The sequence below is a fragment of the Phycicoccus sp. M110.8 genome (assembly GCF_032464895.1).
Lineage (GTDB): Bacteria > Actinomycetota > Actinomycetes > Actinomycetales > Dermatophilaceae > Pedococcus.
In genome coordinates this window covers 1,230,146-1,248,215 of record NZ_JAWDIC010000001.1, presented here as the reverse complement: position 1 = coordinate 1,248,215, position 18,070 = coordinate 1,230,146, and the positions used below count along the sequence as shown (strand labels likewise).

Here is an 18,070-nt window from a genome sequence, read left to right as displayed (position 1 = left end):
GTGCGTGAACTGCGAACCTGGGTTTCGGAAGTCCGAAACCCAGGTTCGCTTCTCGAGCACACCGAGGAATGCCGGGCGCCCCGGGACCGCCCATCAGTGGTCAGGTGGTGCGGCGCAGGATGCGGGCCTCCCAGGCGCGCAGGGGTGCCACGACGGAGGACGGGTCGTCGGCGAGGTTGCCCAGCACCAGGTCGGCGGCCGACCAGCCGTCGAGCCCGGGCACGTCCTCGCCCGTCACCGTGAGGTCGTCGGCGGAGAAGTTGGCCAGCACCAGCAGCTCGGTGCCCTCGAAGGTGCGCGTGAAGGCGTACAGCGTCGGGTGCTCGGGCGCCAGCATCGTGAAGTGGCCGTGGGCGACTGCGGGCTCGGACCGGCGCAGCGCGATGAGGCGCCGGTAGTGGTGGAACACCGACCCGTCGTCGGCGACGGCGGCCTCGGCGTTGATCTCCGGGTAGTTGGGGTTGACCCGCGCCCACGGCGTGCCGGTGGTGAACCCCGCCTGGTTCGAGGCGTCCCACTGCATCGGCGACCGGGCGTTGTCGCGGCTGCCGAGGCGCAGGTTGTGCAGCACCCACTCCGGGTCGGCCCCCGCCTCGACCGCGGTCCGGTAGTAGTTGACCGACTCGACGTCCTGGAAGTCCTCGGGCCCGGCGAAGGGCATGTTCGTCATGCCGAGCTCCTCGCCCTGGTAGACGTACGGCGTCCCGCGGTGCAGGTGCAGCACCGTCCCCAGCAGCTTGGCCGAGGCGACCCGGTGCTCCGGCGCGTCCGACCCGAAGCGGGAGACCGCCCGCGGCTGGTCGTGGTTGTTCCAGTAGAGCGAGTTCCACCCGACGTCGGCCAGGCCCTCCTGCCAGCGCGCGAACGACGCCTTGAGGTCGCGCAGGTCGAGCGGCTTGCGGTCCCACTTGTGCTCGCCGTGGTCGAGGTCGACGTGCTCGAACTGGAACACCATGTCGACCTCGTGCCGCGCCGGGTCGGTGAACAGCACCGCCTCGTCGACCGTGACCATCGGCATCTCGCCCACGGTGAGGTACTTCTGCGGCCGCCCCTCGAACACCTCGCGGTGCATCTCCTGCAGGAACTCGTGGATCAGCGGGCCGCAGATGAACTGAGGTGTCCCGTCGCCGAGCACGGTGCCCGCGATGGGCCGCCCGTCGGCGAGCGAGCCGTCCGGCCCGACGCGCTTGGAGATCATGTTGATGACGTCCATGCGGAAGCCGTCGACGCCGCGGTCGAGCCACCAGCGCATCATCGCGTAGACGGCCGCGCGGACGTCCGGGTTCTCCCAGTTGAGGTCGGGCTGCTTGCGGGTGAACAGGTGCAGGTAGTACTCACCCGTCGCCTCGTCCAGCTCCCAGGCCGGCCCGCTGAAGAAGGACTGCCAGTTGGTCGGCTCGGCCCCCGGGGCGCCGGCCTCGTGGCCGTGGCGCGGAGGCCGCCACCAGTACCAGTCGCGCTTGGGGTTGTCCTTGGACGACCGCGACTCGACGAACCACGGGTGCTCGTCCGAGGTGTGGTTGACCACCAGGTCCATGACGATGCGTATGCCGCGGGCGTGCGCCTGCTCGATCAGCCGGTCCACGTCGGCGAGGCTGCCGAAGGTGGGGTCGACGTCCTCGTAGTCGCTGATGTCGTAGCCGTTGTCGTCCTGCGGGCTGCGGTAGATCGGCGACAGCCACAGCACGTCGATGCCGAGCGTGTGCAGGTAGTCGAGCCGGTCGATGATGCCCGGGACGTCACCGATGCCGTCGCCGTCGGTGTCCTGGAAGCTGCGCGGGTAGATCTGGTAGACGACTGCCTCGCGGAACCACTGGTCATCGGTCATGGGTCGCAAGTCTCGGGCCCGTGCACCCCAGCGGCAACAGTGGGTCAGCCGATGGTCAGCAGCCCCCGGTCAGTAGCACCCGGCGACCGTCGCGGCGAGCATGTCGATGTCCTGCTTGAGGGTCGTCGTGACCGTGCGCCCGTTGACCACGAAGGCGAACGTCTTGACCCGCCCGTCGGTCCCGACCACCCACCCGGCCAGGGCGGCCGCGTCGGTGAGCGTGCCGGTCTTGGCGTGGACGAGTCCGGCCGCGCAGCTCGATGTCGGCGCTGTGAATCGGCCGTATGCCGCCTGCAGCGTCCCGGTGCGCCCCGCGATGGGCAGCCCGGCGTCGGACCGCAGGAGGCCGAGGCGGGTGGCGTTCGCCGGCTCGAAGACGTTGCTGACGATGCGCGCGAGCTGCAGGCTCGTGAGCCGGTCGCTGCGGGACAGGCCGGAGCCGTCGTAGAGCGCCGAGACGCTCAGGCCCTCCTGCGCCATCCGGTAGGCCTGGGCGCTGCGGGCCGCTGACCAGGTGTTGCCGTAGCCGAGCTGGATGCCGACGAGCCGGTGCAGCGACTCGGCGTGCTCGTTGTCGGAGTTCAGCATCATCGTCGAGATGATCTGTCCGACCGTCTGGCCGGCCGAGGAGGCGAGGACCGGTGCGTTCGAGGCGGCCTTGCCGCGGGCGACCGAGCTGACCGTGAGCCCGTAGGTCTTGAGCTTGCCGGCGAACAGCTTCGCCGCGTCGATGCTCGTGTCGGAGTTCTGGCGGCCGTCGACGTCCAGGGCTCGCAGCCACGTGGTGTCGGCGGGGATGTAGGTCGACCGCCACCCGGTCGCCAGGCTCGGGGCGGGGAAGAGCGAGTCGTCGGCATACACGCGCACGGTCGTGCGCCCGGCGGCCTTCATCGCGGCCGCGGTGGTCTTGGCCAGCGCGGTGAGCTGGCCGGAGGAGAACGCCGGGTCGCCGGAGCCCACGAGGTAGACCTGGTCGGCCGCGGTGCCGCGCTTGACGCGGGTGGTGAAGCGGTGGCCCGAGCCGAAGACGGCGAGCGCGTCGGTCGCCGTCACGAGCTTGGTCGTGGAGGCCGGCATCAGGCCGGTGTTGCCGTTGCGGCTCCACACGACACGGCCGCTCGCGGCGTCGACCACCGCGCCGCTGAAGGCGCTGCCGAACCGGCTGGTGGTCGCGCGGGCGGTGAGCAGCTGGGAGATCCGGGGGTCGGCGTTGGGCGCCTTGGTGAAGGTGCGTGCCGGCGTGGAGGCGTGGGTGGTGTCGATGGGAGCCGCGCCGGCGGCAGCCGGCACGAGCGCGCCTACCGCCACCGCGGCGACACCCGCGACGGTGAGGCGCAGGGCCCTGCGGCGGCTGCGGGTGGTGGCGCTGACCCGGGCGTGGCGGTCGGTCATGGCGCGGTCCTCGGAGGGGAGACTGGGTGGGTGACGCACGGAAGGTAACCCCGGACGCGCCCGGTTGTGGCCGTTTGGGCGGGTATTCACAGGATGATCGGCCCGATCGGCCGAGGCAATGGGCGCGGCCCGGAGACGTGGAGGTGGACGGTGCCGGACTGGCGGCCACGCGCCCACTTCACGCCCGCCCGGCACTGGATGAACGACCCCAACGGCCTCGTCCACCACGAGGGCACCTGGCACCTGTTCTTCCAGCACAACCCCGAGGGTCCCGACTGGGGGAACATGAGCTGGGGCCACGCCACCAGCACCGACCTCGTGCACTGGACCGAGCACCCGGTGGCCCTGACGCACGACCTCGAGTCGGGGGAGCAGGTCTTCTCCGGCTCGGTCGTCGTCGACCACGACGACACCTCCGGGCTGCGTCGCGAGGGCGACCCGTACCCGCCGTTCGTCGCGGTGTGGACCAGTGCCCGCGAGGGCCACCAGGCGCAGTCGCTTGCCTGCTCCCGGGACGCCGGCGCGACGTGGGAGCGGTGCGCCGGCCTGGTGCTCGACCGCGCCTCGGCGGACTTCCGCGACCCCAAGGTCTCGTGGTGGGAGCCGGGCGACGGCTCCACCGGCTTCTGGCTGATGGTGGCCGTGGAGGCGGTCGAGCGGCTCGTCGTGTTCTACCGCTCGAGCGACCTGTGGCACTGGGAGCTGCTCAGCGAGCTGGGCCCGCTGTCCGAGCCGGCCGGGATCTGGGAGTGCCCCGACCTCGTGCGGCTGCCCGTGGAGGGTGAGCCGGGGGCAGAGGGGCACGTGCTGGTGCTGAGCGGCAACGACACGACGGTGGCCGGCTGCGGCACCTGGTATGCCGTGGGCGCCTTCGACGGGGTCCGCTTCACCCCCGACGCCCGCGGCTTCCGCCGCCTCGACCACGGCCCGGACGACTACGCGGCGGTGACGTGGAACGACGCCCCCGACGGGCGGCGGGTGCTCGTCGGCTGGATGGCCAACTGGGCCTACGCCCGGGACCTGCCGACGACCCCGTGGCGGGGAGCGATGACCCTGCCCCGCGACCTCTCGCTCCGGCGCCGGGCCGGTGGCGAGCTCGCGCTCGTGCAGCGGCCGGTGGCGCAGGCCCGGTCGGCGCCGGGACTGCAGTGGCACGAGGTCGAGCTCGACGTCCGCGACCGCCCCTCGGCGGTGGTGGAGCTCGCCGGCGGTGACCGTGGTGACGTGGCCCGTGTCGGGTACGACCGCGGCACAGGACTGCTGTCCCTGGCGCGCGGACCGGTGGCCGGCGACGCCCGGCCGTTCCACCCGGCATACCCCTGCGTCTCGTCGGTCGCCGTCCCGGTCGGCGACGGGGTGGTGCGCCTCGAGGTGGCCGTCGACAGCTGCAGCGTCGAGGTGTTCGCGGCGGACGGTGAGGCGGTGCTCACGGCCCTGGTGTTCCCGGACGGGCCCATGGCCCTGCGGGCCATCCCCAGATGACTCGGCTGGGGGGTGACGGCTGGTCCGGCCGCCGTCCTACCGTGAGATGTGGGGTCGGGGCCGGACGGGGTCGAGGACCGGGCGCTCGCCGAGGAGATCGTCCTGCTGGGTGAGCTGATGGCTGCTGCCGCGGGCCAGGTGGAGCACCTGTCCGACGCGCGGGTCGACGAGCTGCTCGGGGTCATCCACCCGCCGCCGACGGACGAGGGGGCGCCGGCGTCCTAGTGGTGGGGGCGGGCGGCGAGCACCTCGGTGGGGTCGAGCCGTCGCTGCACGACGTCGTCGGCCACCTCGACGAGCTTGCGCCGGTGGGACCGGCTCCAGTTGCGCAAGTGCGCGAAGGCGGCGTCCATGTCGAGGTTGCCACGCTCGGCGATCACGCCCTTGGCCTGCTCGACGACGATGCGGCTGGTCAGCGCGCTCTGCAGCTGGTCGGCGAGCAGGGACGCCCGCTGGGACGCGCGCTGCTGCAGGATGCCGATCGTCGCGACGTCGGCGAGGGACTGTGCGATGCGCTGTTCGGAACTGCTGAGCGGGGCCCGGTCGCCGGTGTTGAAGAGGTTGAGCCCGCCGATCGTCTCGTTGCGCAGCCGCAGCGGCAGCGCCTGCACGGACGTGAACCCGGCCTCGTCGGCTGCCCGCGCGAACTGGGGCCACTCGTCCCGCGAGGCCGCGATGTCGGGGACGGTGATGGCCCGGCGCTCGCGGACGCACTGGGGGCAGGGACCCTCCTCGGTCTGGATCTGCAGGAGCTCCAGCAGCCGGGTCTTCTCGCTGGAGGAGGCGACCAGGCTGAGGTTGCCGTCCTGGTCGACCAGCATCAGACCCACCTGGCTCACGTCGAGCAGCTCCACGCACGACTGCACCAGCTGGTCGAGCAGGTCGACGACGTCGTAGTCGTCCACCAGCGTGTCTGCCAGCGACACGAAGCGCTGGGCGAGCAGCACGTACCGCTCGGTCTCGTCATGGCTCGGCGGTCGTGCCTGTTCCGTCGTCATCGTGCCTCCTCGCAGAGTCCCGTCCCCGTGGGTCCTACCCGGAGGAACCCGCCCCTAGGCACGCTCCTCATGACCCCTCCTCGGCGAGCCGGCGTCGCCGAGCGACGATGTCGGCGGCCAGTTCCGTGATCGACTGCCCCTCCGCGTATGCCGCGGCGCGCAGGCGCAACATGGCGTCCTCGACGCCGACGTCGAGCTGCACCATGACCATGCCCACCGCCTGGTGGACCACCATGCGGTAGGTCGTGGCCGGCAACAGCTCCTCGAGGTGCTCCCCTGCGGCGGAGAGCAGCAGCTCGCTGGCCCGGTCGACGGTGCGCAGCGTCTCGGTCATCTGCCGGGTCGACAGCGGCCCGGGCTCGAGGCGGTGCAGGTCCAGCGACCCGAACGACACCGCGCCCACCCGGATGGGCAGCGCGAAGATGGCCCGCACACCCGCCGTGGTGAGCTCCCGGGCCATGGCGGGCCAGCGTTCCTGGTGGGTCGCAGAAAGGCTCGGCACGAGGACCGGGTACCCGGTGCGGGCCGCGTCGACGCACGGTCCCTCGCCGGTGGTGAACTGCAGGTCCTCGATCCGGGCGGCCAGCTCGTTGGTGGCGTGCACGGTCCCGGGGGTGCCGTCATTGGCGAAGACCGCGAGGCCGACCCCGTCGACGCCGGCCTTGTCGACACAGTCCAGGCACATCTCGCTGAGGTCGGCCTCGATCTCGAAGCCCGGGGCCGTGAGCCCGTTGTCCGTCGCCATGTCTCACCTGGATCCGCCGTGCGCCAGCGACCAGTGGGCCACGGCCGTCGGTTCCACCCTACCCCCGGCCGAAACGGTCGGACCGGGCTGAACCGGTTGCGAGCCGGGACCACTCGGGGGCACAGTGGCTGGTGGAACGCGCAGAGAGCCCGGACCTCGCCTCGTGGCGCACGTCGTCGACGTGGGGTGAGGGATGGACACGCAGCTCGCGTGGAGTCGCGAGGCACGTTGGCCTGCCCATCCGCTGCACGTCAGCGACGCCAGGACCTTCGTGCTGGACTGCCTGGCCGAGACGGAGCTGGAGCGTCAGGCGCACGCCGTCGCGCTCGTCGTGAGCGAGCTGGCGACCAACGTCGTGCTCCACGCCAACACGCCGTTCACCGTCACCCTGGCCCGTCGCGACTCCTGGCTCGTGCTCGAGGTGCGTGACCACGTCGCCGGCCGGGTGGCCGTGCCCCCGCCGTCGGACGGGGTGGAGCTGCACGGCCGGGGCCTGGAGATCGTGCAGGCCCTGAGCCAGGCGTGGGGCGTGTGGCCCAGGCGTGACGGCAAGTCGGTCTGGGCGGCCTTCAACCTCGACCCGCAGGACGGGGGCAGGGCCGGCGCAGGCGGCGGCGCGGCCGAGGGCGAAGGGCGTGGCGAGGACGGCGGCCCGTCGGGCGAGGGTCCCGATGGGGACCTGCCGCCGTGGTGCCACTACTGAGGCGGGACCCTCACCCGGAACGAGATCCAGGAGTCGGGCGGCGTGTCAGGGGAGCCGGGCACCGCGCGCAGCTCCTCGGTCCAGCCGGTGTCGTGGGCGGCCCCGACTGCCCGCCAGAACCGGACCGCGCCCGCGTTCGCCTGTTGGAAGGCCACCTCCCACCGCCCCGGGAAGGCCTGCAGCACCTCGTGCGCCAGGGCCGAACCGAGGCCGGAACGCCGGGCACCGGCCACGACGAAGAAGCTGTTGAGCACCCGGGGCGAGCCCTCGAGCCCGCGCACGAACGCGAAACCGACGGGCGCCTCCCCGAGGAAGGCCGTGAACGCCGCCCACCCCGGGTTCGTCAGGGCCGACTCCAGCCGTTCGCTGCGGAACGAGCCGTCCGGCCGGGGGAGGTCAGCGGTGAACCGGGACATGTCGTGGCGGAACAGCAGCCACAGGCGCTCGAGCAGCGGTCGGTCGTCGGCCGTGGCCCGGCGGACCACGAGGGGGAGAGGGGGACCAGGGGCGGCGGGCGTGGTGGAGGAGGGCATGAAAAAAGCCTCCGCGTCCGGCACGTGCGGACGGGAGGCTGGGCTGCGGTTGCAGGATAGCAGTCCGGTGGGTGGCGGCCCCGCGCCCGGCAGCACGAGCTGCTCGCGCGGGGCCGCCACCGGGCGACGTCAGACGCGGACGACCATCTTCCCGGTGTTGTCACCGCGCAGGACGCCGAGGAACGCGTCGACCGTGTTCTCGAACCCGTCGACCGCGGTCTCCCGCAGCGACAGCGAACCGTCGGCCAGCCACGCGGCGGCCTGCTCGGCATACTCGCCCGCGAGGTCGTAGTGGTCGCCCACCAGGAAGCCCTCGATCCGGCCGCGGGTCTGGATGAGGCGCACGAGGTTGCGCGGACCGGGGGCGGGCTCGGTGTTGTTGTACGCCGAGATCATCCCGCAGACGGCGATGCGGCCGCCGAGGCGCAGCGAGCCGATCGCGGCCTCGAGGTGGTCGCCGCCGACGTTGTCGAAGTAGACGTCGATGCCGTCGGGGGCGAGCTCGCGCAGGGCCTCGGAGACCTTGCGGTCGCGGTAGGAGAACGCCGCGTCGAAGCCGAGGTCCTCGGTGAGGTGGCGCACCTTCTCGGCGGAGCCGGCGCTGCCGATGACCTTGCTGGCGCCGAGCGCCTTGGCGATCTGGCCGACGGCGCCGCCGACGGCGCCTGCCGCGCCGGACACGAACACGACGTCGCCCTCCTTGAGCTCGGCGATGCGCTTGAGGCCTGCGTATGCCGTGAGCCCGGTCATGCCGAGGACGCCGAGGTAGGAGGAGGCGGGGGCAGCGCTGGTGTCGACGACGCGGGCGTCCTTGGCGTCCAGGACCGCGACCTCGCGCCAGCCGAGGCCGTGCAGGACGTGGTCACCGACGGCGACCCCCTCCGCACGCGACTCCTCGACGACGCCGACCGCGCCACCGGTCATGGCGGCACCAACCTCGTACGGCGCTGCGTACGACTTGGCGGCGCTCATCCGCCCGCGCATGTAGGGGTCGACCGACAGCACCTCGTTGCGCACGCGGATCTGGCCGTCGGCGAGCTCGGGGACGTCTGACTCGGCGAGCTCGAAGTTCTCCGGTGTGGGCCAGCCGGTGGGGCGCGAGGCGAGCCGCCACTCGCGGGGTGCGGTGGCGGGCGTGGTGGCGTCGGTCATGGACGACCTCCTGGGTGTGGTGAGGGGACAGGGGCGGCGTCGTTGCCGTCAGGAGACAACGACGCGGAAGCCCTTGGGTATGCCGTGACCCTTCTCACCCGGGGGCTCAGGCCGTCGGTCTCCTCAGGTGGTCGGTTGCTCCGGCGGCCGGGCGGCGGCGATGAGGCGGGTGAGGCCGTCGCGCAGGGTCTCAAGCTCGGAGACGTCCATGCCGAGGCGCTCCAGGATGGCGGGCGGAACACCGAGTGCCTGCTGGCGGGCCGCGGCGCCCTTCTCGGTCAGCGTGACGGCCAGGGCGCGCTCGTCGCGGGGGTCCCGCTCGCGGGTCACCATGCCGCCGGCCTCGAGCCGCTTGAGCAGGGGCGACAGCGTGGCCGGCTCGAGGCTGAGCCGGCGGGCGAGGTCCCCGACCTTGAGGGGGGACTCCTCCCAGAGGGCGAGCATGACGAGGTATTGGGGGTGGGTCAGACCCATCGGCTCGAGGAGCGGGCGGTAGAGCGCGATGACGTTGCGCGAGGCGACGGCGAGGGCGAAGCAGACCTGCCGGTCGAGGGCGAGCAGGTCGTCGCTGGGCTGCACGGAGGTGCGGGCCGAGGAGCGGGCGCGGGTCACGGTTTCAGTCTAGGGGCGGCGGTCGGTTACCGTAGTGCACGAATCATTAGGGCACTAACGATTGGATGACCATGGCGCACAAGGCCGACAACGAGGGCCTGTCCATCGGCTACCGGATCCTGTGGCGCATCCGGTACCTGGGGTGGCACCTGTACGGGCCGGCCGAGCTGCAGGGGCCGAGCGACCCGCACGAGCGGCTGCGCCGGGAGCGACGGCGCAAGGTCGAGGCCGCCCGCGCGGCCCGCCTCGCCAAGGGCTGACGGGGACGTGCCAAGGCCCCCGACCCGGGGGTCGGAGGCCTTGACGCGGTCCGCGGGGTGCGGCTGGAGTCAGCCGACAGCGGGAGCGGCTGCTGCGCCGCGACCGATGCGGACCTCCTGCTCGGCCGGCACGTGGCGTTCGTGCCTGAGGCCGAGGAGGCTGAGGAGGAACAGGAAGGCCGCGCCCACGAAGCTGGCGATCGCGCCCCAGAAGGCGATGGTGCCCATGGTGCCGAAGGCGTAGGCGTTGAGGAGCAGGCCCCGCAGGGTGTTGCCCATGAAGAGCGTCTGGCGCAGCTGGCCGAGCTCGGCGACCTTGGCCTTGTCGGCGTTCGGGTTGGCCGAGAGGGCGATGTACTCGCCGCTGACCTCTTCGTAGGTCCGGCCCTGACCGGCCTTGTTCATGTGAACCAGGATGTAGTGGTCGGCGTAGGCCTTGGCCTGGTCCCCGGTGGTCATCTGCTGGCCCGCGTACTGCTGCAGGTAGGGCTTGATGGCCGGGTCCTCGATGGCCTTGCCGGACGGCATCGTGATCCGCTGCTCGGCCAGCTGGCTGTGCACGTTGTCGTGCACGAAGTTGCTGGCCCACATCAGCAGTCCGCCGGCGACCAGCAGGACGGCGGTGACGACGAAGCCACCGGTGGTGAGTAGTGCGTCAAGGGTCTTGCGTCGCATTCAAATCAACTCCCGCTGTCTCAGGGCTGGTGGCCCTGTGCTGTGTGCCTTGTTGGCACTTCAACCATCTCGGCGGGAGCCGTTGGGGCAGAAGGACTTTCGTCCCATGAGGTCCAGATCACACAGCGGCGCCCGGGTCGATGCTCGGGTCATTCCCCGGCGTCAGAGTCTTCTGCGCGCGCGGCGTCCTCAGCGTCTTCAGTGCCCTCGGTGTCATGGACGCTCAGGGCAGGTTGGCGGGTGCGCGCCTCGAGGCGCAGGCGGGCAAGGTCCGTGGCCGAGCGGGAGTCGGGGGTCCCTGTCGCCTCGAGGACCCTGCGCTGGGAGTGCGCGAGCGTGCTGAGCACCAGCGATGGCGCGGCACCCGGGAACTGGCTGAGCAGCAGCTCGGCGGCGGCCTCGAGCTCGCCGGGACGGAACGCCTCGAATGCCGCACGGTCAGCGGTCGACAGGGGGACCGTGACGTCCTGGCTGTTGATGAGGACGCCCACGGTGCGCCCGTCCTCGCGAACGGGCACGAGGACCGGCATCCAGATCCGGTGGACGAAGGCGTCCGGCGAGGCGGGGTCCGGCAGGTCGTACCGCTGCACGCCCCTCCAGAGGCGTCGCCCGGTCCGCAACACCTGCTCGAGGGAGGCGGCCAGGCGCTCCTGGGCCCCGATGGGGTCCGCCGGGTTCTCGGGGAAGACGTCGAACACCGGTCGACCGGTGACCTGGTCCCGCGCCAGGCCGAGCTCGCGCTCCAGGGCGCCGTTGACGGCTCGGATGACGAGGTCGGTGTCGAGCAGGACCCACGGCGCCCAGCTCGTCTCGAACCAGTCGGACTCGACGATTGACGACCTCACCTGGGCAGACAGCATTTCGCCTCCTCGGCCGACCGCAACACAGCCGGACCCTAGGGGTGGTGCCGGGGCGGCGGGATGGGACCAACGTCCCCCCGCTCCGTGGAGCCTGCAGGTGTCAGCCGCTGCTGCTCGCCACGGCGAAGAGACCGGCGACCCCCAGGACGTAGAGGACGAGGACGGCCAGCGAGTCGACGCCCATGCGCGCGATCCGGCGCTGCGGCCGGAAGACCAGGCCCACGGCATACACGAGGGTGAGCAGCATCCCCAGGGCGGTGAGGTAGACGTCGGTCGACTGTGCCTGTGGCAGAACGGCTTTGCCCGACAGCAGGGTCGCCAGCAGGAACAGGACCGGCAGGAAGGCGTTGCCGCCGAAGATGTCGCTGACGGCAAGCTGGTAGTCCTCGTTCTTGACGGAGGTGAGGCCGGTCGAGACCTCGGGGAGCGACGTGGCCGCGGCGAGGACCGTCGCGCCGAAGAGCACGCCGGACAGCCCGATGTGGCCGGCGATGGCGTCGCCGCTGCGCTCGAGGACGACGCCGGAGACGAGGGTGACGAGCGCTGCGACGCCGAAGACGGTGGCGGACTTCGCGGTGCTGGTGCCGCGCGTGGAGGCGTCCTGCTCGGCCTTCTGCTGGGAGTGGCCCTTCGGCTTCTCCTGGTTGTCGGGCGCCTCGCCGGAGTCGGTCCACGGGAGGGAGTGCGAAGCCCGTTGCAGCAGAACGAGTCCCGCGACCCACAGGATCGTGATGAGCACCGAGGCGGGCGCCAGCCGGAAGCGTTCGAGGCTCGACGGCAGCTGCGAGCCGGCGACCACGACGGCAAGGACGGCGACGACCAGAGCGGCCTCGAGCACGAGGACGAGCGAGGCCGCCTGGTAAGTCAGGGGGCGTCTGCCGCGGATGCCGAAGACGTCGAGCACGACGAGCACCACGGTCTGGATCGCTATGCCGCCCAGGATGTTCCCGACCGCGACGCCGACGTTGCCGGCCAGCGAGGCGCTCCCGACGATGGCGATCTCGGGCAGGTTCGTCGCGACGGCGAGCAGGATGAGGCCGCCGAGCGCGGTGCCGAGGTGCAGCCGCGTCGACAGGACGTCGGTCTGGTTCGAGAGCTGGATGCCGGCCACCCAGATGGCGGCGGCCGCGGCGGCGAAGACGAGCAGCAGGACGGGCAGGGACCAGGAGGACAAGGGGGCGACTCCGTCCGGGTTGTCGTGGTGCTGGGGGATGTGTCCCTTTCTGGCTACCGGGGCCGCTGCCGGCGTGCAAGTTGGGGGGCGCAACGATGTCGGCGTGCCGGACGTGCACCGCAGCCCGTGGTGGACGAGGCTGCTGGGGTGCCGGGCGGTGCCCGGCGCTCGCGAGGCAACGACTCTGGAGGAACCGTGGACCCTGTCGTCTCCCTGACCACCGGACGCGTGCGGGGGCGCACGAGCGACGGCGTGAGCGCGTTCCTCGGGATCCCGTATGCCGCGGCGCCCGTGGGTCCCGCGCGGTTCGAGGCGCCTCGGCCGGTCGAGGCGTGGGAGGGCGTGCGCGAGGCGACGACGCTGGCGGCGACGGCGACCCAGTCGCCGTACCCGCCGCCGATCGCGGCGATCCTCGGCACGACGATCCTGCCCGGCGACGACCACCTGCACGTCAACGTCTGGACGCCCGACCCCAGCGCCTCCGGGCTGCCGGTGATGGTGTGGATCCACGGCGGGGCGTTCACCCGGGGCGGGAACGCGCTCTCCATCTACGACGGCACCGCGTTCGCGCGCGACGGAGTGGTGCTCGTCTCGGTGAACTACCGGCTCGGGGTGCCGGGCTTCGCGGCGGTCGAGGGAGCGCCGTCGAACCGCGGGCTGCGCGACCAGCTGCTGGCGCTCGCGTGGGTGCAGGAGAACGTCGCGGCCTTCGGCGGCGACCCGGGCAACGTCACGGTGTTCGGCGAGTCGGCCGGTGGCATGAGCGTGGCGAACCTGCTGGCGTCGCCGGCCGCCGAGGGTCTCTTCCGGCGGGCGGTCGTGCAGAGCGGCATGGCCACGGCGGTGGCCGACGAGTCCGACGCGCGCCGCGTCACGGAGGCGGTCGCCGCCCACGTGGGGGTGCCTGCGAGCGCCGAGGCGCTCGGCGCGACCGACCCGGAGGCGCTGCTCGAGGCGCAGAACGCCGTGGGGCTGGCGCTCGCCCAGGCGCCGGACCCGGAGCGGTGGGGTGCCTCGGTCATCCGGAACGGCCTGGGCATCATGAGCTTCTTCCCGACGGTCGACGGGGACGTCGTTCCGGAGGTTCCGTTGCAGCGCATCGCCGCCGGCGCGGGGAGCGGCGTCGAGCTGCTCACCGGCACGACGCGCGACGAGTTCCGCTTCTTCCTGATGCCGACCGGCATCGCGGCGATGGTGAGCGACGCCGCGTTGCCGATGGTGCTGGGCCGCTATGGCATCGACCCCTCCGTCGCGCAGGTGTATGCCGCGTCGCGTCCGGGTGCGACCGGCGGTGACCTGCTCGCGTCGATCCTCACGGATGCGTCGTTCCGGCGGGAGACGGTGCGTCTCGCCGACGCCCACACGGCGGCTGGTGGGCGGACCCACGTGTACGAGTTCGACTGGGAGTCAGGCGTTCCGGGCCTCGGGGCCTGTCACGCGCTGGAGCTGCCCTTCGTCTTCGACACGCTCTCGGGTGGTGGGACGCTGACGGGGCCCGAAGCCCCGCAGCAGCTGGCCGACGAGATGCACGCCGCCTGGGTGGCGTTCGCCAAGACCGGCGACCCGGGGTGGTCGCAGTGGGACCCGGCGCAGCGACCGGTCCAGGTCTTCGACACTCCGTCCTCGTTGCAGCTCGACCCGCGGGGCGACGAGCTCGCCGCCCTGGGGCCGGCCCCCGAGGTGTCCGCCGGTGGCTGAGGTGTCCGCCGGTGGTTGAGGTGTGCGACGGCGGCTGAGCCGTCACGACAGGACGTACACGGCGACCGTCGCGGCCACCTGGCCGGCGAGCATCCACAACAAGGCCCGGTTGCGTCGTGGTGACGCCTGGGTGACCAGTGACAGGACGAGGATGGCCGCGCCGAGCAGGCAGCCCGCGATCGCGGCTGCCTGGGTCAGGTGCGCCGCCCGGATCTCGCCGTCGGACATGGTCCGGTCGCCGCCGAACCCGCTCGGGCCGAAGGCGACCGCGACGCTGAGGAGCAGGAAGTCGAAGGCGCCCAGGACGAGGGACGTCACGACCAGGGCGACGACATGGCCCCGGTGCGTGGGTTCGTCCGTCCGGTCCGTCGTGCCCTGCCCTGTCATGCGTCCCCCCCACGTGACTCGATCACGGACAGGGTGGCACGGCAGTCCAGCGACGGTGGGCGGAACTGGTCAGGTGCCTTCGAGCTTGCGCTTGGCCGTCTCGAGGCCAGCGACCTCGCTGTCCATCGCGCTCTGCGCCGGCCGCGCCAGGGCGAGGGCCTTGAGGCCCTTGATCTCGGCCTTCAGGTGGAAGGTGACGTCGGTGCCTCCGTCCACGGACGTCAGGAGGAACTCGCCCTCTGGTCTGACCGGCCCAGCCACGACGCGGAACGCGTACCTGGTCGGTGGCTCGAAGGCCGTCACCTCCATGTCGGCAGGGAAGTCCGTGCCGCCCGGTCCCTTGACGACCTGGTGGATGCGCGCGCCCGTGCGAGGCTCCCCGGAGATCTCCTTGACCTGAGTTCGCCACGACGGGTCGTTCGACGGAGTGGTGAAGAAGGCGAACACCTCGTCGATCGGGCGGTTGATGACGACGGTGCGACTGGCTTCGGCCATGACTGGCTCCTCGGGGCTGGCTCCCACTACCTCGTCCCACGGTGGCGCCGGTGCCCTGAGCCTCAGAGGGCCGTTGGTCCTGTGACCCGGTCGTCGGGCATTACTCGTCGGCGGAGCGTCCACGTCCGCGATCAGCCGGTCGATGACGACCGTGCGGCTGGCTTCCCCCTTGGCTCAGCCCCACCAGCTCGTCGCCCAGGTGATGCTGGCGAGCGCGGACTGTCCGGACAGGCTCGGGTGGAAGTAGTCGAGCTTGCTCACCTGGCTTCGGCTGAACTGGTAGGAGAAGACCGCGTTGCCGTCGAACTTGCAGCGCGTGTACTTCGCACACTCCTGGGCGAGCACGGTGTTGAAGTCGATGTTGCGCTGTCGCACCGCGAGGCGCTGCGACTCCGTCAGGAACGGGGAGAGCATCGACTGGCATATGCCCGCAGCAGCCCAGACCAGCTCGGCGGTGCTGTCCGTGTAGTAGATCTGCCGCAGGTGGTAGATGTCGGGGATGCTCGCCACGAAGATGTGGGCCCTCGCAGGCAGGCCGGAGTTGAGGATGCCCAGCGCCTGCTCGTACTCCTGACGGAAGGTGTCCACCGGCGTCATCGTCGACGGGGAGGACGTGCAGACGTCGTTGGCCCCCATGAGGATCGTGACGTACTGCGCGCCCTGGGAGACGGCCGACGTCGCCTGGCGCGGGGCGTCGCTCATGCGGGCGCCCGACACCGAGTCGTTGTACTCGTAGCCGCTGATGGCGCCGTTCAACGCCCGGAGGCGCTCGTAGTGGCTGGTGACGCCGTCGTAGCTCGAGTAGCCCGTGCTCCAAGCGTTCGCCGGGTGGTTCCCGTACCAGCAGCAGACGTCGACCGCCTGGCTGATCGAGTCGCCGATGGCCGCCATGCTGTGTGGCACCGGAGGAGCGGCTGCATTCGCGGTCGGGCCCACGCCGACGACGAGGGCGATGGCGGCGAGGAGGGAGATCACTACACGGCGCATGGCGGGCCACCTTTCGCGGACACTGTCCGGACTCTCTGGCCTCACCATGGACCCGCGGAGGAGCCGCAGCAACTCCTTCTCTGCAGCACTGTCTGGCCCGACCTGTGCGGCCCGTTGAACTGGGCGGTGGGAGGCCGTCATGGGGCTTCCAGCTGCCGCTTCGCCTTCTCGAGCCCGGCCACTTCGCTGTCCATGGCCTTCTGGACCGAGCGTGACATGACCAGGCGCTTCAGGCCGCCGAGCTCGGCGCGCAACGTGAGCGTCACCTCTGTGCCGCCCTCGAGGGAGCGGAACCGGAACTCACCGGCCGGCCGCACGGGTCCGGCGACCGCCACGAAGGCATACCTCGTCGGTGGTTCGTAGTCAGTCACCTCCACGTCCGCGGGTATGCCGCGGCCACCGGGGCCCTTGACCACCTGGTGGATGTGCGCCCCAAGTCCGGGTGGTCCGATGTCGGAAATCTCCTTGACGTGGGAGCGCCACGACTTGTCGTTGGAGTGGGTCGTGAAGAACGCGAACACGTCCTCGATCGGCCGGTTGATGACGACGGTGTGGCTGGCTCTGGCCATGGTCCGCTCCTCATCACGGCAGTACGCCGTGATGAGGGAATGGTGCATCCGCGGGAGGGGGTAGGGCCATAGCCGAATGTTGGGCCGTCCACGCAAATGTTCTAGGGCGAAGGGGTGTTCTGCTTCAGGCGAGATAGCAAAGATGATGGAGGCGCACCGTCAACCTGGCGCCTACGGTCATTCTCCATGAGAATCAGATCCGCACTCGCCGTCCCGGCCCTCGCCGGGACTCTCATCCTCCTCGGCACCTCCGCAGCCAGCGCGGGGGAGGCCCAAGGCAACAGCAGCGCCGGGAACATCAACGAGACCGGGATGCGCGGACACGCTAACTCCATCTGCGGCTTCTCCGGACAGAACCCCGAGCGGTTCCTCGACCCGTCCGACCCGAACTACGAGCCGGGCCGGGTCCAGAACTGGGGCCACGTCCGGCAGCAGCTGACAGCCATGGGTGCCACGCCTGCCGAGATCAACGCCTCCGGCTTCGCGCCCGGCGACTCCTGCAACGGCCACAGCGGCTTCTTGGCCGGTGGTGGCGAAGAGCCCTGACGGAGCTCCATCCTGACCAGCCTCGCCCTTCCTTCGGGCGGGGCTGGTCCTGTGTCACCCGGTGCCCCCTTGATGCGCCGGGAGTCAGGGCTGCGCCAGGGCTGGGGTCGGCAGGGCTGGCCGGGCCAGGGAAGCGCGCACGAGCGGTTGAGCGCTCACTCCAAAGAAGTGGTCGTGCCCTCGGGCAGATTCGAACTGCCGACACCCGCTTTAGGAGCGAGCCTAGGGGTGACCCGGTTCGCGAATCCCATTGCCCGGCAACAGCTATGCGGTGGATGAATGCCGGGTGGTTCTGGCTGTTTCGGACCCTGTGGGTACCTCCGAGGTACCTGAGCGTGCGTCGTGCTGGGTTAGCGGCTGCCGAGGAGTTCGTTGTTCAGCTCTGCAACGCGATGCGCGCTGATGCCCTCCCGCTGCTCGTCGACGAGGGGATGGTCCTGGGACCGGTCCAGCTTGACGAAGGGAACGACCCCGGGAGGCCTGGTGAAGACGCGGACTCCCAGTCCTCGAGTGGCCTTCGTGTAGGGCAGGTCGGTCGCGAGGATGCCCGGAAGGGGCAGCAGCTGGTCGCGGTCGGGGTCGTCCCAATGTCGACTGGTCATTTCCCACCCGTGGACGTCGAGTTCCACCCAGACGGACCAGATGAACTGGCCCTCCTCAAGGTCGGGCGCCTTGATCTCAAGATGGCCGCGCAGGAAGTAGCGCTCGTGACCGGCGTCGTCTTCAAAGGCGCACAGGTCGTCGTTGATCTCACCTCGGCGCCGTTGACGACGGGTGGCCTCGACCCAAGGCTCCGGTGCGGGTGGCCCAAAGACGGTGGCGAGGCCGTGATGATGCTCGCCACACATCGAGCACTGCCAGATGGAGCCGTCGTCAGTCACGGGGCTGACAGTACTGCGACGTTAACGACCAGCACGGGGACCATACGCAGACACCGACCCGATAGCGGAGCAGAAGAGCCGGCCGGAGCGGTC

Annotated in this window: 21 protein-coding genes; 6 read left to right on the top strand and 15 right to left on the bottom strand. The window is 71.2% G+C overall.

Annotation, left to right across the window (positions count from 1 at the left end; all coding sequences use genetic code 11):
- Positions 1 to 100 precede the first annotated feature (100 nt).
- On the bottom strand, positions 101 to 1,828 hold the full coding sequence (locus RKE38_RS05860; protein WP_316006508.1) for an alpha-glucosidase: 1,728 nt from the start codon (positions 1,826 to 1,828) through the stop codon (positions 101 to 103).
- Between the two features lie 69 nt (positions 1,829 to 1,897).
- Positions 1,898 to 3,220 (bottom strand): D-alanyl-D-alanine carboxypeptidase/D-alanyl-D-alanine-endopeptidase, encoded by a 1,323-nt coding sequence (locus RKE38_RS05855; protein WP_316006507.1) that lies wholly within the window; start codon positions 3,218 to 3,220, stop codon positions 1,898 to 1,900.
- 150 nt (positions 3,221 to 3,370) lie between these two features.
- On the opposite strand from RKE38_RS05855, the gene RKE38_RS05850 reads away from it, so the two are divergent.
- Both RKE38_RS05850 and RKE38_RS05845 read left to right on the top strand, forming a co-directional pair.
- Positions 3,371 to 4,702 (top strand): glycoside hydrolase family 32 protein, encoded by a 1,332-nt coding sequence (locus RKE38_RS05850; protein WP_316006506.1) that lies wholly within the window; start codon positions 3,371 to 3,373, stop codon positions 4,700 to 4,702.
- A 48-nt stretch (positions 4,703 to 4,750) separates the two neighbouring features.
- The gene (locus RKE38_RS05845; protein ID WP_316006505.1) at positions 4,751 to 4,927 is read left to right on the top strand and encodes a hypothetical protein; all 177 of its coding nucleotides are present in this window, start codon (positions 4,751 to 4,753) and stop codon (positions 4,925 to 4,927) included.
- Here the strand turns inward: RKE38_RS05845 and RKE38_RS05840 are convergent.
- A complete protein-coding gene (locus RKE38_RS05840) occupies positions 4,924 to 5,700 on the bottom strand; it encodes a GAF and ANTAR domain-containing protein (protein ID WP_316006504.1) in 777 nt (258 codons plus the stop codon). The genes RKE38_RS05845 and RKE38_RS05840 overlap by 4 nt on opposite strands.
- A 67-nt stretch (positions 5,701 to 5,767) precedes the next feature.
- Positions 5,768 to 6,445 carry a GAF and ANTAR domain-containing protein gene (locus RKE38_RS05835; protein WP_316006503.1) on the bottom strand — a complete coding sequence of 226 codons (678 nt, stop codon included), beginning with the start codon at positions 6,443 to 6,445 and terminating at the stop codon, positions 5,768 to 5,770.
- Positions 6,446 to 6,638: 193 nt separating this feature from the next.
- Here RKE38_RS05835 and RKE38_RS05830 point away from each other — a divergent pair, with 193 nt between their 5' ends.
- On the top strand, positions 6,639 to 7,148 hold the full coding sequence (locus RKE38_RS05830) for an ATP-binding protein (protein ID WP_316006502.1): 510 nt from the start codon (positions 6,639 to 6,641) through the stop codon (positions 7,146 to 7,148).
- Here RKE38_RS05830 and RKE38_RS05825 read toward each other — a convergent pair.
- The 3 genes from RKE38_RS05825 to RKE38_RS05815 all read right to left on the bottom strand — a co-directional run bounded on the left by RKE38_RS05825 (position 7,142) and on the right by RKE38_RS05815 (position 9,445).
- Positions 7,142 to 7,681 carry a GNAT family N-acetyltransferase gene (locus RKE38_RS05825; protein WP_316006501.1) on the bottom strand — a complete coding sequence of 180 codons (540 nt, stop codon included), beginning with the start codon at positions 7,679 to 7,681 and terminating at the stop codon, positions 7,142 to 7,144. The two genes, RKE38_RS05830 and RKE38_RS05825, sit on opposite strands and share 7 nt — an antisense overlap.
- A gap of 129 nt (positions 7,682 to 7,810) precedes the next feature.
- Entirely contained in the window at positions 7,811 to 8,833 is a 1,023-nt protein-coding gene (locus RKE38_RS05820) for an NADP-dependent oxidoreductase (RefSeq protein WP_316006500.1), read from the bottom strand.
- A 123-nt stretch (positions 8,834 to 8,956) separates the two neighbouring features.
- Positions 8,957 to 9,445: a MarR family transcriptional regulator gene (locus RKE38_RS05815; protein ID WP_316006499.1), complete on the bottom strand. Its 489-nt coding sequence runs from the start codon at positions 9,443 to 9,445 to the stop codon at positions 8,957 to 8,959.
- 65 nt (positions 9,446 to 9,510) lie between these two features.
- Between RKE38_RS05815 and RKE38_RS05810 the strand changes: the two genes are divergently transcribed.
- Positions 9,511 to 9,705 (top strand): hypothetical protein, encoded by a 195-nt coding sequence (locus RKE38_RS05810; RefSeq protein WP_316006498.1) that lies wholly within the window; start codon positions 9,511 to 9,513, stop codon positions 9,703 to 9,705.
- A 69-nt stretch (positions 9,706 to 9,774) separates the two neighbouring features.
- Here the strand turns inward: RKE38_RS05810 and RKE38_RS05805 are convergent, their stop codons facing one another.
- The 3 genes from RKE38_RS05805 to RKE38_RS05795 all read right to left on the bottom strand — a co-directional run bounded on the left by RKE38_RS05805 (position 9,775) and on the right by RKE38_RS05795 (position 12,414).
- A complete protein-coding gene (locus RKE38_RS05805; RefSeq protein WP_316006497.1) occupies positions 9,775 to 10,380 on the bottom strand; it encodes a hypothetical protein in 606 nt (201 codons plus the stop codon).
- 149 nt (positions 10,381 to 10,529) lie between these two features.
- Complete coding sequence (locus tag RKE38_RS05800; protein WP_316006496.1) at positions 10,530 to 11,225, bottom strand: PAS domain-containing protein; 696 nt, start codon at positions 11,223 to 11,225, stop codon at positions 10,530 to 10,532.
- A gap of 115 nt (positions 11,226 to 11,340) precedes the next feature.
- Positions 11,341 to 12,414 carry a sodium:calcium antiporter gene (locus tag RKE38_RS05795; RefSeq protein ID WP_316006495.1) on the bottom strand — a complete coding sequence of 358 codons (1,074 nt, stop codon included), beginning with the start codon at positions 12,412 to 12,414 and terminating at the stop codon, positions 11,341 to 11,343.
- 195 nt (positions 12,415 to 12,609) lie between these two features.
- Here RKE38_RS05795 and RKE38_RS05790 point away from each other — a divergent pair, with 195 nt between their 5' ends.
- Positions 12,610 to 14,112, top strand: coding sequence for a carboxylesterase/lipase family protein (locus RKE38_RS05790; RefSeq protein WP_316006494.1), 1,503 nt, complete (start codon positions 12,610 to 12,612; stop codon positions 14,110 to 14,112).
- Positions 14,113 to 14,154: 42 nt separating this feature from the next.
- Here the strand turns inward: RKE38_RS05790 and RKE38_RS05785 are convergent, their stop codons facing one another.
- The 4 genes from RKE38_RS05785 to RKE38_RS05770 all read right to left on the bottom strand — a co-directional run bounded on the left by RKE38_RS05785 (position 14,155) and on the right by RKE38_RS05770 (position 16,550).
- Positions 14,155 to 14,499 carry a hypothetical protein gene (locus tag RKE38_RS05785; RefSeq protein ID WP_316006493.1) on the bottom strand — a complete coding sequence of 115 codons (345 nt, stop codon included), beginning with the start codon at positions 14,497 to 14,499 and terminating at the stop codon, positions 14,155 to 14,157.
- A gap of 69 nt (positions 14,500 to 14,568) precedes the next feature.
- Positions 14,569 to 14,994 carry an SRPBCC family protein gene (locus RKE38_RS05780; protein ID WP_316006492.1) on the bottom strand — a complete coding sequence of 142 codons (426 nt, stop codon included), beginning with the start codon at positions 14,992 to 14,994 and terminating at the stop codon, positions 14,569 to 14,571.
- 174 nt (positions 14,995 to 15,168) lie between these two features.
- Complete coding sequence (locus RKE38_RS05775) at positions 15,169 to 15,981, bottom strand: SGNH/GDSL hydrolase family protein (protein WP_316006491.1); 813 nt, start codon at positions 15,979 to 15,981, stop codon at positions 15,169 to 15,171.
- A gap of 137 nt (positions 15,982 to 16,118) precedes the next feature.
- The gene (locus tag RKE38_RS05770) at positions 16,119 to 16,550 is read right to left on the bottom strand and encodes an SRPBCC family protein (RefSeq protein WP_316006490.1); all 432 of its coding nucleotides are present in this window, start codon (positions 16,548 to 16,550) and stop codon (positions 16,119 to 16,121) included.
- 186 nt (positions 16,551 to 16,736) lie between these two features.
- On the opposite strand from RKE38_RS05770, the gene RKE38_RS05765 reads away from it, so the two are divergent.
- Complete coding sequence (locus RKE38_RS05765) at positions 16,737 to 17,096, top strand: hypothetical protein (protein WP_316006489.1); 360 nt, start codon at positions 16,737 to 16,739, stop codon at positions 17,094 to 17,096.
- A gap of 350 nt (positions 17,097 to 17,446) precedes the next feature.
- Here RKE38_RS05765 and RKE38_RS05760 read toward each other — a convergent pair whose 3' ends face one another.
- A complete protein-coding gene (locus tag RKE38_RS05760) occupies positions 17,447 to 17,977 on the bottom strand; it encodes a DUF2199 domain-containing protein (protein ID WP_316006488.1) in 531 nt (176 codons plus the stop codon).
- Positions 17,978 to 18,070: the final 93 nt, after the last annotated feature.

Excerpts from the sequence above, each read along its gene's own strand:
- RKE38_RS05860 (WP_316006508.1), bottom strand. The coding sequence starts at position 1,828 with ATGACCGATGACCAGTGGTTCCGCGAGGCAGTCGTCTACCAGATCTAC.
- RKE38_RS05855 (WP_316006507.1), bottom strand. The coding sequence starts at position 3,220 with ATGACCGACCGCCACGCCCGGGTCAGCGCCACCACCCGCAGCCGCCGC.
- RKE38_RS05840 (WP_316006504.1), bottom strand. The coding sequence starts at position 5,700 with ATGACGACGGAACAGGCACGACCGCCGAGCCATGACGAGACCGAGCGG.
- RKE38_RS05835 (WP_316006503.1), bottom strand. The coding sequence starts at position 6,445 with ATGGCGACGGACAACGGGCTCACGGCCCCGGGCTTCGAGATCGAGGCC.
- RKE38_RS05830 (WP_316006502.1), top strand. The coding sequence starts at position 6,639 with ATGGACACGCAGCTCGCGTGGAGTCGCGAGGCACGTTGGCCTGCCCAT.
- RKE38_RS05825 (WP_316006501.1), bottom strand. The coding sequence starts at position 7,681 with ATGCCCTCCTCCACCACGCCCGCCGCCCCTGGTCCCCCTCTCCCCCTC.
- RKE38_RS05820 (WP_316006500.1), bottom strand. The coding sequence starts at position 8,833 with ATGACCGACGCCACCACGCCCGCCACCGCACCCCGCGAGTGGCGGCTC.
- RKE38_RS05810 (WP_316006498.1), top strand. The coding sequence starts at position 9,511 with ATGACCATGGCGCACAAGGCCGACAACGAGGGCCTGTCCATCGGCTAC.
- RKE38_RS05805 (WP_316006497.1), bottom strand. The coding sequence starts at position 10,380 with ATGCGACGCAAGACCCTTGACGCACTACTCACCACCGGTGGCTTCGTC.
- RKE38_RS05785 (WP_316006493.1), bottom strand. The coding sequence starts at position 14,499 with ATGACAGGGCAGGGCACGACGGACCGGACGGACGAACCCACGCACCGG.
- RKE38_RS05780 (WP_316006492.1), bottom strand. The coding sequence starts at position 14,994 with ATGGCCGAAGCCAGTCGCACCGTCGTCATCAACCGCCCGATCGACGAG.
- RKE38_RS05775 (WP_316006491.1), bottom strand. The coding sequence starts at position 15,981 with ATGCGCCGTGTAGTGATCTCCCTCCTCGCCGCCATCGCCCTCGTCGTC.
- RKE38_RS05770 (WP_316006490.1), bottom strand. The coding sequence starts at position 16,550 with ATGGCCAGAGCCAGCCACACCGTCGTCATCAACCGGCCGATCGAGGAC.
- RKE38_RS05765 (WP_316006489.1), top strand. The coding sequence starts at position 16,737 with ATGAGAATCAGATCCGCACTCGCCGTCCCGGCCCTCGCCGGGACTCTC.